The organism is Desulfosporosinus sp. I2, from assembly GCF_000960765.1.
Taxonomy (GTDB): Bacteria; Bacillota; Desulfitobacteriia; order Desulfitobacteriales; family Desulfitobacteriaceae; genus Desulfosporosinus.
Map to the genome: position 1 here is coordinate 1 of NZ_JYNH01000153.1, position 11,241 is coordinate 11,241.

General features: G+C 41.1%; 11 protein-coding genes and 2 pseudogenes. 4 read left to right on the forward strand and 9 right to left on the reverse strand.

Going from position 1 to position 11,241, the window contains the following annotated elements:
- The 4 genes from UF75_RS21900 to UF75_RS21915 all read right to left on the reverse strand — a co-directional run.
- Positions 1-1,102, reverse strand: a 1,102-nt coding sequence (locus UF75_RS21900) for a class I SAM-dependent RNA methyltransferase (RefSeq protein WP_045576680.1), incomplete at its 3' end; no start/stop codon positions are given.
- A gap of 134 nt (positions 1,103-1,236) precedes the next feature.
- Entirely contained in the window at positions 1,237-1,959 is a 723-nt protein-coding gene (locus UF75_RS21905; RefSeq protein ID WP_045576681.1) for a DUF2786 domain-containing protein, read from the reverse strand.
- 23 nt (positions 1,960-1,982) lie between these two features.
- Positions 1,983-2,279, reverse strand: a complete 297-nt coding sequence (locus tag UF75_RS21910; RefSeq protein ID WP_045576682.1) for a hypothetical protein — start codon at positions 2,277-2,279, stop codon at positions 1,983-1,985.
- Complete coding sequence (locus UF75_RS21915; RefSeq protein WP_045576683.1) at positions 2,273-3,064, reverse strand: alpha/beta hydrolase; 792 nt, start codon at positions 3,062-3,064, stop codon at positions 2,273-2,275. Before UF75_RS21915 ends, UF75_RS21910 begins: the two co-directional genes overlap by 7 nt.
- Positions 3,065-3,273: 209 nt before the next feature.
- Between UF75_RS21915 and UF75_RS30890 the strand changes: the two genes are divergently transcribed.
- Positions 3,274-3,396, forward strand: a complete 123-nt coding sequence (locus UF75_RS30890; RefSeq protein ID WP_282433846.1) for a hypothetical protein — start codon at positions 3,274-3,276, stop codon at positions 3,394-3,396.
- A gap of 106 nt (positions 3,397-3,502) precedes the next feature.
- Here UF75_RS30890 and UF75_RS30895 read toward each other — a convergent pair whose 3' ends face one another.
- Positions 3,503-3,628 (reverse strand): hypothetical protein, encoded by a 126-nt coding sequence (locus UF75_RS30895; RefSeq protein WP_282433847.1) that lies wholly within the window; start codon positions 3,626-3,628, stop codon positions 3,503-3,505.
- Between the two features lie 144 nt (positions 3,629-3,772).
- Here UF75_RS30895 and UF75_RS21920 point away from each other — a divergent pair, with 144 nt between their 5' ends.
- A complete protein-coding gene (locus UF75_RS21920) occupies positions 3,773-5,092 on the forward strand; it encodes an aminotransferase class V-fold PLP-dependent enzyme (RefSeq protein ID WP_045576684.1) in 1,320 nt (439 codons plus the stop codon).
- Between the two features lie 70 nt (positions 5,093-5,162).
- Positions 5,163-5,639, forward strand: coding sequence for a DsrE/DsrF/DrsH-like family protein (locus UF75_RS21925; RefSeq protein WP_045576685.1), 477 nt, complete (start codon positions 5,163-5,165; stop codon positions 5,637-5,639).
- Between the two features lie 10 nt (positions 5,640-5,649).
- Here the strand turns inward: UF75_RS21925 and UF75_RS21930 are convergent, their stop codons facing one another.
- Positions 5,650-6,057, reverse strand: coding sequence for an RNase H family protein (locus tag UF75_RS21930; RefSeq protein ID WP_282433848.1), 408 nt, complete (start codon positions 6,055-6,057; stop codon positions 5,650-5,652).
- Positions 6,058-6,144: 87 nt separating this feature from the next.
- Positions 6,145-6,249: pseudogene (locus tag UF75_RS30900) on the reverse strand (RNase H1/viroplasmin domain-containing protein); the annotation flags it as partial.
- 254 nt (positions 6,250-6,503) lie between these two features.
- On the opposite strand from UF75_RS30900, the gene UF75_RS21935 reads away from it, so the two are divergent.
- Positions 6,504-7,175, forward strand: coding sequence for an AbrB family transcriptional regulator (locus UF75_RS21935; RefSeq protein WP_045576687.1), 672 nt, complete (start codon positions 6,504-6,506; stop codon positions 7,173-7,175).
- Between the two features lie 294 nt (positions 7,176-7,469).
- Here UF75_RS21935 and UF75_RS21940 read toward each other — a convergent pair whose 3' ends face one another.
- Both UF75_RS21940 and UF75_RS21945 read right to left on the reverse strand, forming a co-directional pair.
- Positions 7,470-8,186: a class I SAM-dependent methyltransferase gene (locus tag UF75_RS21940; protein ID WP_045576688.1), complete on the reverse strand. Its 717-nt coding sequence runs from the start codon at positions 8,184-8,186 to the stop codon at positions 7,470-7,472.
- Positions 8,187-8,249: 63 nt separating this feature from the next.
- Positions 8,250-11,241, reverse strand: a pseudogene (locus tag UF75_RS21945) (glycosyl transferase family 36); the annotation flags it as partial.

Sequence of the window (11,241 nt, forward strand, 5' to 3'; positions counted from 1 at the left end):
AATAATGGCATTCAAGACGCCCCGTATATAGTTTTCGACTTTTATCCCATCGGCGTCCTATTAATCGCTCAGGGAATTGATGGGTGGTTAACATATGAAGAGACCAATTATCCAATCGATTAAACGTTTCTCCCAGTTCACGATAGAGTTCTTCAACTTTAGTTACATCTCCAAGTCGCTCTCCATAAGGTGGATTGGCAATCATATGTCCATATTTAAATCTAGATCGGACCTCTGCTACAGGTAAGCGTTGAAAATGGATGACTTCGTCTACCCCCGCCTCAATGGCATGTTTACGGGCTAAAGCCAAAGCATTGGGGTCAATATCTGAACCGTAGATATGTAATGGTACATTTCGCTCCCAAAGATCTAGTGCTTCCTGCCATGCTTCCTGCCAAAGAGTTTTGGGGATGTTGGGCCATTTTTCAGCAGCAAAACTACGTTTGAGTCCTGGCGCTCTGTTTTGTGCTATTAAAGCTGCCTCAATAGAAATGGTTCCCGTCCCGCAGAAGGGGTCAATTAAAGCTCGCTCCTTACGCCAAAAACTTAATTGGATCATGGCCGCAGCTAAAGTTTCTTTCAAAGGTGCTTCTCCAGCCAGTTGACGGTATCCGCGCTTATGTAAACCAGGCCCCGACGTGTCGATGGTCAGAGTAACCTTATTGTTAAGAAGCCCAACTTCAATCTGGTACCGGGGTCCTGTTTCTTCGAACCAATTTCTGCCATACTTTTCTTTGAGGCGTTCCACAATTGCCTTTTTGACAATAGCTTGGCAATCAGAAACACTAAAGAGCTGGGATTTTACAGATTTTCCTTGGACAGGGAAATTCGCATCCTCTGGAAGCCACTCCTCCCAGGGAAGTGATTTTGTTTGTTGAAAAAGTTCTTCAAAGGTTCGGGCTTCGAAAGATCCCATTCTAAGCAGAACACGATCTGAGCTACGTAACCATAAGTTTGTTCGACAGATACCTAATTCATCCGTGGTGAACAAGACTCTTCCATTTTCGACAACTAACTCATCATAACCAAGGCCTTTTAGTTCACGAGCAACAATAGATTCCAAACCAAATGCCGCAGTTGCGATTAGATCAATTTTTGCCATTTGGATTCAACCTCTCTTAATTAGAAGTAACTTGTTTAAGTTTACCTCTTCAATATACTTTTTTCAGCATCTTACTATCATAAGTGGTGTTTGTCCAAATGGCAAGTTTGATAATAACTTATAGGGGTTTCGGGTCATTTTAGCCTTCCATGAGCGGCAGAACTAAAACCCTTACCATCACTATACCCTTTAGCGTATGCCACTTGACCAGCAGAACTCTCGGCTCGAGTATATTGAGAGGACTGACCTCTCTTTAAGTCCATGTCTTTATAGGTCTGAGTGACTAACTCATCTTTCGCTAACACTAGTCCCCACCCTTCCCTACTGACTTGCTCATTATATTGAGATTCTAAACCCGAAATCCATCCCTCTACATAATTTGTTCGAACCTCTCTTTGCTGTGAGATCCCCTGGCGTTGCCCATGATGTAATAAATACTCCTTACGATGGACCTTCATGAATTGATCCGCACCAACACGGATGGCGTCCGTGGCAAAAGAAAAAGCGATGATCGCAATTTCTGTATCCTCCTTCAGGCCCATGAAAGCAAGTCTTGTATATCCGTTACACTTATTGAGATAAGAGTAACACCTAAAATTTTGGGCAATGACCCTTCCCAAGCTCTTTTTCCACCATGATAACTTTTCAAATTCTGTAGCGTAATCATCAAGAATTTCTTTCGGGTGGGAACTTTCTATGGAGTCCCCAACTTCAACTTCATTGATCCCGTTTTCTGCCATTAGACGTTGGGCCATTAAGAGCGCACTTTGTGCCTCATTACTTGCTGTGTCGCCACCATTCTGTGCCAAATTAAGCAATGCCCTAACTTTATGCAATATTTTCTCATTGACTGCCAATTCTCACACCTCGTTTTTCCTCTTTAGCTGCCAACTTCAACTTTTACAGTTAAAGCAACCGTCATAACTTCCAGCATTTCTCCGATTTCAGAATCCTTACTATGCGAGATATCTAAGGGTTCAATGCTAGGTAATTCCCAGTTCCCGTCCTCATTTTTATAAAGCATGCGTTGATTTTTTTGTACATCCCAGGTATCTTCAAGAATAATCTCTGATTGCTCTCGTAAAAATTCTTTCAATAAATCCACCACATGAAGTAGCATGTCCTCATCATAATCAGAAAGTGGCACATTCATATAGGCGCTAACTTCTTTCAGCATGGTTTAACCCTTGGAGGAGCAGCGAGGACAGACGTTTCTAAGAAATCTTGGATCGACTTATTGACTAAATCTGGTTGTTCCAGCATAGCCATATGCCCTGCACTCTTAATGATTGAAATTGTTGCTTGTGGTAATTCCTGGGCAAGAAATTCCGAATACTTTACTGGGGTCATTTGATCATCTTCTCCACAAATGACTAAAGCAGGGAGATTGATTGACTTGATACGATCTAGTATATCAAACCCGTCACAAGCTTTAAAATCCGCTAAGAATACTCCAGTTGGAATTTTTTTCATTTCTTCAATAGCTTGTTTCCGGACAACTTCCAGGATTTCCCTAGAATAACTATATTGGATATTTTCTATGGGGTGCACACCCCTACTCAAAACTTCAAGTGTCTTGGGGTTTACCCTTAACCTAGCTCCACTGTCAACGATGATTAGTCCTATTAATGCATCAGGATAGGTTAACGCGAACTCCATACCAATCGCCCCACCCATGGAATGCCCTGCGATGACAAATTGTGTTATGCCAAGTGCTTGAACAAAACTCCCCATAAACTCGCTATAGTTTTTTATCAAATCGGCAGGAGATCCTTCTGAGCGGCCATGTCCGGGAAGATCGAGTGCAATGAGGTTATAACCCTCAATACCAGATAATTGGTAGGCCCAATTTTTCCACGTTCCTCCTGCGCCGTGTACAAAAATGACAGTTGTTTGAACCCTAGAAAATACCTCACTTTGATGATAATGAATACTTTTGCCTTGTATGTTTATAAACGGCATATTAATCAACGCTCCTTTCGATACCCCTGAATTATTCTGATACCGAATATATGATACTATTCTGACTTATTCTATAGTCTTATTAAACTTAAGATTATTAAATAAGTCAATTACTTTCTAGCTGCACTCAACTACATCAATAGTTACAATTACGGAAACGCTAAATGTGATGGCATCAAAAAATATCTTAATAAAGGAGAATACAATTAATGAGCAATAAGAAAACTGACAAATCGAGAACCCATGCTGCAAACGTTAATGATCACCGACCAAATTCCGATAATGATAAGAAAAAGGCACCTACGAATGCCACTAATAATCCGATCCGCTAATTAACAGTTTATAAACAAGCCGTTAGTTATTGGATAAAAATGGGGTTGTAACAAACTAGTGAACTAGTGTTGTTGCAACCCTTTAATGTCCCTCGATACAATAAATTTACATCCCTTTTTCTGTGGCATCCTTGACTTTTTTTTGTTGTTGTTTGAATTCAGCACTTCTAGAATCATACTTCGCACTAGCGAGACCTTTGGTTTTCTTTTGTAACTCTCCTGATTTTTTCATTTCTACCTCCATGTATCTCTACTAAGATTAGAAACCTAGTTTAGTATGTTTCACTAGAACAGATATCATGTAGTTAACTTCTTTCACCTTTCACGTCACCATAAAATACTATACTACAGATAAATTTCTGAAAGAAGTGATTCGATGAATTTGAACTTTAAGTTGTCAAGGTCAATGTATAGACCTCTCATTGTCGGAGTTGATACGAAAATTCCTATCCGAAATGGTCGATATACCACAGCTATTAACTTTGATAACGCAGCTTCAACTCCCCCTTTAGTTTCTGTTTTAGAAGAAGTCAACCAATTTTCTGCGATGTATTCTTCCATTCATCGAGGGACCGGGTACAAATCACAGTTTTCGTCAAATCTCTTTGAAGAAGCCCGTTCCATTATCCTTAAATTTGTCAATGCCGATCCACAAAAAGATACCGTCATTTATGTAAAAAACACTACCGAAGCGATCAATAAATTATCCTATCGACTTTGGGATGGAGATAAAAAAAGTGTCGTCCTATCAACTTGGATGGAACATCACTCCAACGATCTCCCTTGGAGAAGTAAATTTAAAGTAGATTACGTCGAGACAGACTCTAAGGGGAAATTGAGTCTTGAGGACCTTGAAAGTAAGCTCATCAAACATAAGGGAAATGTGAAACTTATTACGGTTACAGGAGCCTCAAACGTCACAGGATATGTAAACCCCATACATAAGATAGCAGAGCTTGCTCACCGATATAAAGCAAAAATACTTGTTGATGGGGCCCAACTCGTTCCTCATAATGCCGTGAATATGAATCCCAAAAACCCGCTACAACATATTGATTATCTAGCTTTTTCTGCACACAAAATGTATGCTCCTTTTGGAATTGGAGTCCTCATCGGACCAAAGGAGCTCTTTAAACAGAGGGTATCCGAATTCGTAGGAGGCGGCACCGCACAAGTAGTAACCCATAATTGGGTAGTATGGGAAGATACTCCACACAAAGACGAAGCCGGATCCCCCAACGTCATCGGTGTCATAGCTTTAGTGACAGCGATTAAAACGCTGACAGCCATTGGCATGCATACAATAGATCACTATGAAAATCAACTGACCATGTATGCCAACTCAAAACTTCAATTAATTCCTGGTATCACACTTTATTCGCAGACTGCCCCCGGAGAACCCCGGATTGGCGTTATACCCTTTAATATTAAAGGGATGGACCACGATAGGGTCGCTCATATTCTCTCAAACTATGCAGGAATTGCGGTTCGAACGGGTTGTTTTTGCACACAGCCCTATATCCAAAAGTTGCTAGCTATTTCTCCGAAACAAATGGAATTTTACAAGAAAAGTGCAGAAGCTCCCCGCCCAGGTGTGGTTCGGCTTAGCTTCGGATTATACAATGATTTCAGTGAAATTGATGTTTTAATTGATCTAATAGAACGCATTGTTAGAAATCCCACAACTTTCTTTTAAAGTTGTTATATAAATTCTTATTCTACAGATAATAGAGTTTGTATCATAAGAATTTAAAGGGGTGCTAACAGTGAATAAAAAAATGAACCTACTCATGTTTAGCGGAGATTATGATAAGGTATTGGCCGCCCTTATTCTTGCTAATACAGCACGGGAATTAGAGGTTGATGTCACCATGTTTTTCGCGTTTTGGGGACTTTTCATCATTCGCGACCCCGAAAAAGCTACTTTAGCCGATAAAACTGTTTATGAAAAAATGTTTGGCATGGTTACTCCAAAGGGACCAGAAGAGCTACCTCTTTCTAAAATGAACATGGTGGGTCTTGGAAAGCAAATGCTCTTGGAGATGATGGAAGATGACAAAACCCCTTCTCTAACAGACTTTCTGAATGGTGCTCGGAAAAAAGGGGTTAAATTCTACGGGTGTAAATTATCAGTTGAGGTTATGGGTTTTAAGGAAGAGGAACTACTACCCGAAGTCGAAATTATTACAGCAAAAGACTACCTAATTAATGCCCTTGATTCAGATATGCAACTTTTTATTTAGTGATTTATAATTATGGTTTGATCCCGAGAGCCTCTTTGGCTAGCCGGTCTACGTAATCGTTAAATCGATTTCCACTATGACCGGTGACCTTTTTTAATTCGTAATAGTCATGGTTTTCCCGCATATACGACACATAGGCTTGAGTAAACTTATTCTTCGCTTGCCAATTACCATTAACCCATTCAGAAATACCAGAATAATCATGATAAATACAGATACGTACCCCCATAGTCTTTGCCCGCTCCACAGCGTGTTGGACAGCCGCTATTTCCCCTGCAACATTTCTCATTTTTGCTGCTTCAAGATCTGCGCCTACCCCTTTACTTTCAAGAACAACCTGTTCATCCTTGATGAAGGCATAGCCATAGGAATATCTGCCATTTATATAACTACCATCCGTATAAACTTCAAAATCCACAGGACTAATCGAATGGCAAGATTTATCCTGACTGATAGTTTCGATCTGATCAGTCAACCCATCTTGATGATTTTGCCACTTAAGAGCCTCGATTTTCGTTTCAAATCCTCGGTATACAGCTCCTTTAAAACCCATAACAGATGCTTGACATTCTGTCCAATTGTTAAAGATTCCAATCTTCGACCCCTTCTTAACAACATAATAGTTTTTTTACCCATTAGTCTCCCCCATTAAAAATAATTTCCGCTTCTTAAGTGTTTGTAACTCAATTATAAGGCTTATATTTGAATTCTTAAATATACTAAGCTATTAATCCTAGAATTTAAACCCCTTGTATAACGACTAACTAGTTAGAAGAGATCTCAAATAAGTTAATTGAATATTCATAATATTGTTGTAATTTATAGACGTCTTATAATATACTATAAGATAAAGGGGGAAAAGTTATGGAAACTTATAGCGTTAAGGTTGGCACAGAAGGGGAAATTATCTTACCCTGCGAGTTGCGAAAGCTTTTCGGACTGGTTGCGGAGGATACGCTTGATTTATGTGTAGACTCAGAAGGAAAAGTGTTTGTTCGTACTGCAGAGCGATCAGTTCAACCTCTTTCGGATTTTTTCGAGGATCTGATTATTAACGACTTGTTAGCCAAAGGATGTATGGGGGATTGTTTAAAGAACAATCTCTTAGAACGCAAATTAAAACTTAGTGCTGTACTCGATCGCTTATCAGAAGATGCTTATAGAGCTCACAGAAATGGCCAATCCATTAGATGCTGGGATAATCAGACAGTAGCCTCTCTTGGTATTAATAATAAAGATAACCATAGTATTTATAAAGTCATGTTAACGACACGTTGTGTTCATGATTTAGCTATTCTCAAAAAAGAAGAATTACGAGAAATTCCTTCAGTTTTTAAGTGCCTAGAACAGGATCCCTACGGGCATAAACGGCTCCGAGGTCCGCATTATGAAACCTTTCGAATTTCTTTCCGAAGTGGGAGTCAGGAATATCGTGTAATTTATACGGTCTTTGCGCCGGAAAACCTCATTGTTGTTACTATGATTGGAGTGCGTAAAGCAATTTATGAAAGACTTAAAAAGAGTGTGAGCTTTTAATTAAACAAGCAACGAAAATAGTCACACATAGTAATTAATCCTAAGGGCCTTCAGATTCTGAAAGGCTCTTAGGATTTTTAATACTAGTCAGAAAGTATAACTTCGTTACATACTGCAAGAAGGCTAATACGTGCGAAGATATTGTCTTCGTCTGGAAGCATAAGGGCAACTAAGGCAGCCGCCTTCGCCAAGGCTGCAAGAAGGTTAAAACGTGCGAAGACTGTGTCTTCGCTCCGCTAAGCTAACACGTGCGAAGACAGTGTCTTCGGGCGCCAGCCAAGTTTTCTTTAACCTTCAAATTACATTTGCAGATAGGATGGTTGCCGGAGAATCGACAGTCCACGGTGCTTTCTCAAAGTCTCCCCACTGCTCTACTACGTTCCAACCACTCTCTAACAACGCCTTCCTGAGTACATCGTCTTTTATGGGGTATAAAAGATTAACACCAGATAATATCTGACTTGTGTCAGGAAATTCTAGTTTCATAGAAAACTCGATAATCCCATCCGGGCGATGCGTGTAAAATCGGTAGAATATGAACTTGTCTGTCCGGATGATGGGTAGTTCCTTAACGTGCTTAGCTAAAATCCGATCGTAGTTTACAATTTGTATTAATAAGTGAGTTCCCTTTTCCCTAAATTGTTCCAAAACCTGTTTAAGCTCTGTTTCTCCAGACACATGAGCCAACGTGTTACCTAAGCAAACAATCCCATCAAACCGTTCTTTTATCCCCCTGAGATCCAGCATATCCGCGACTGAAAATGTAGCGCTACTTTTATTGGCCTGCGCTTTTCTTCGGGAAATCTCAATCATTTGATCACTTAAATCCACTCCATGCACTTGAGCACCTATTTGGCTCATTTCTAAAGCGTATGTCCCAGTACCACAGCCAATATCTAATACAGAGGTCAGGGCTTCCTGCTTTAAATAGTCGCGCAAAAATGTTTTCTGTGGTCCTTTTAATGGGAATAATTGATCGTAATGTTCTGATAAAGCGCGATAAAAATCCATTTCTAGTCATCCTCTCCCCCCTTAAATAGCAGGCTTAAATCCCCTAGATTTTCTTTAACGCCATTATAATATTAAACGAACCGTGTGAACTAAACTGTCGTCTTTTAATGATATGACAGGCTCCTGTAAGTTGTCACCATCAAAAGTAATGCTTTGGCACCCTGTCATTCTAGCTCTAGGATTTTCAACAATAATCTCATATTGAGTCGAATGATATCGATATGTCAGACGAAAACCCGTCCAGCGACTCGGAATGCAAGGTTTTAAGAACAGTTTATCTCCTTGTCGTGTAAATCCCAAGATTCCCTCTAACCCTGCCTGATACATCCATCCTGCTGCTCCAGTATACCACGTCCAACCACCCCGTCCAACATGTGGGTACGTAGCATAAACATCTGCTGCCATAACATAGGGTTCAACTTTGTAGCGATTGACTTCGTGTTCAGTACGGGCATGATGAATGGGACTTAACATCTGAAATAACTCTCCAGCCTTATCCCCTTCTCCCAAACTTGTGTAAGCCAAGATTGCCCAAGCAGCACCATGTGTATACTGACCACCGTTTTCCCTGACCCCAGGGACATATCCTTTAATATAACCAGGGTTGGGTATGAACTTGTCGAAAGGTGGAGTTAGTAAGAGAAGAATCCCTTCTTCTTTACGCCATAAATAGTGCTCTAAGGCTAACATAGCATCTTTTGCACGGGTAGTTTTTGCTGCACCAGAAATAACTGACCAAGATTGGGCAATGGCATCAATTTGACATTCTGGATTTTGAGAAGAACCTAAGGGGGTACCATCATCAAAATACGCTCGTCGATACCAGCCACCATCCCAGCCGTGTAGCTCCATATTTTGTTGAAGTTCCTTGGCTATATGACGGTATCTATCTCCTCTCTCAAGATCCTGATGACGATCACATACTCCTGCAAAGCGAATTAACGTTAGGTAGAGAAACCACCCCAACCATACACTCTCCCCTTTTCCTTTAGGGCCTATTCGGCTAAATCCGTCATTCCAGTCTCCTGATCCGATCAGAGGTAACCCATGCTCTCCGAAACGCAACCCTCGTTCAATCGCACGAATACAATGTTCATACACACTACCCTGTTCAAGGGAACTAAACGGAATCGAATATCGTTCATCCTCATCCTCTTTAAGAGGCTCATCTTCTAAAAATCCAATCATTTCTTCCAAAATTTCTTCGTCCCCAGAGCGTTCGATATAGTAAGCCGTTACAAAGGGCAACCATAACAAGTCATCCGTAAATTTCGTTCTAATCCCTTTTCCTTTACCAGCGTGCCACCAATGTTGAACATCCCCTTCAATAAACTGATGCCCACAATGCAGAATTATTTGTTCTCGGGTCGCTTGGGGAGTCGTGTAAACGAGAGCCATCACATCTTGGAGTTGATCCCTAAAGCCATAGGCTCCTCCTGATTGATAAAACGCTGAACGAGCCCATAATCGGCAGACGACGGTTTGATAGAGCAACCAGCGATTAAGTAACAAATTCATGGAAATATCTGGGGTAGACACCTTAACTGCTCCTAGCAACTCATTCCAGTAGTGTGTCACTTCCTCAAATGCCTTGCTAACTTGTCCTGATTGTCCATATAAGGAAATAAGTTTTTCAGCTTCTTGGCGATTGTCAGCTTCACCCAGTAAGAAGGTAATCGTCTTACTTTGGCCCTGAGAAACTGTGAAGATTAGCTGCATTGCCGAACAAGGGTCGAGCCCAGCACCCACTGTTTCAGACAAAAGTTCCAGTTCCAAGCCCAAAGGATCGGCTAAACTTCTGTTTCGTCCAATAAACTCTGTACGATCTCCGGTATAACTGGTTACTGACTCTCCAAAGACTGTCAAAAATCCTATATGACCCGCAAACTCCTCCTGATAAGTATTTTGCGTAAAGAAGCTATTGCATTTGCGGTCATATTCCGTCACCAAATACGGAGCAGTATACTCGCGCGCAACTCCTAGAACCCACTCGACATAGTAAATGGCGCTCAAGCACTTTTCATAGTCCGTCGTGTTCTTCAGTGTTAATTCAACGATTTTTACAGGTTCCACAACCGGAACAAATAGGCGCATTGATTGTTCCAAGCCATGACTAAAGTGTTCAAAAATTGAATACCCCTGACCATGCCGCACTGTATAAGAACCCTTTCCACGTTTCGGATTAGCCGCAACAGACCAAGATTCCCCACTTTCTTCATCACGCAAATAAAGGACTTCTCCCGAATAATCCATAATCGGATCATTGGACCAAGGAGTCAGCTTATATTCCCGACTATTTTGAGACCATGTATACCCAGCCCCTACTTCGGACACTTGAAAACCGAACTTAGGATTGGCAATCACATTAATCCAGGGAAGTGGCGTGTTCATCCCTTCCTGTAGTCTAATAATATACTCTTCACCATTTTCGCTAAACCCGCCGTATCCATTAGCAAAAAGCAAATGACCCATAGATTGTCCAATGACTTCTACGCGGTAATCTTGGATACTTTCTTGGGTGGCTTTGAGAGCACGGTCATGTAGACTGGATTGAGAATCTACTTTAGTCTTAATAAGTTTTCCCTTTTTGCGGATTTGAACAGTACACGATCCTCCCTCTCCAGCGAAAACAATTCTTGCCACAGCACAGAGAAGAACCACATCCTCAGCTTGAACATGGTCTTTCTGCAGCAGAAAAACGCCGCCTGGGTGATTTAAAAGATCCCGAGCATGCCCCATCGAAATTAAATCTCGGAGGCTATCTTGGAAGGTTTGAACATATCCGCTTTCATCCTCATTAAGAATCACTAAATCTGCAAACAGCCCTTTAAGTCTCCAGTACTCATGAACCGTTAAAAGTCGCCGAACCAACTCAATATGTTCAAGTTCTTTGACTCGAACAAGAACAATGGGTAGATCTCCGGAAATAGCATAAGGCCAGAGAGAAGATTGTCCTCGACGATTTTGCTGGATGAATTCAGCCTCATCTCTGCGACAAGGACTGAGATAGAGCAAATGACCTCCCAGACTTAAGCTTTCGTTGGCCTGCGAGGCC

Excerpts from the sequence above, each read along its gene's own strand:
- UF75_RS21940 (WP_045576688.1), bottom strand. The coding sequence starts at position 8,186 with ATGGATTTTTATCGCGCTTTATCAGAACATTACGATCAATTATTCCCA.
- UF75_RS30890 (WP_282433846.1), top strand. The coding sequence starts at position 3,274 with ATGAGCAATAAGAAAACTGACAAATCGAGAACCCATGCTGCAAACGTT.
- UF75_RS21935 (WP_045576687.1), top strand. The coding sequence starts at position 6,504 with ATGGAAACTTATAGCGTTAAGGTTGGCACAGAAGGGGAAATTATCTTA.
- UF75_RS21910 (WP_045576682.1), bottom strand. The coding sequence starts at position 2,279 with ATGCTGAAAGAAGTTAGCGCCTATATGAATGTGCCACTTTCTGATTAT.
- UF75_RS21915 (WP_045576683.1), bottom strand. The coding sequence starts at position 3,064 with ATGCCGTTTATAAACATACAAGGCAAAAGTATTCATTATCATCAAAGT.
- UF75_RS21920 (WP_045576684.1), top strand. The coding sequence starts at position 3,773 with ATGAATTTGAACTTTAAGTTGTCAAGGTCAATGTATAGACCTCTCATT.
- UF75_RS30895 (WP_282433847.1), bottom strand. The coding sequence starts at position 3,628 with ATGAAAAAATCAGGAGAGTTACAAAAGAAAACCAAAGGTCTCGCTAGT.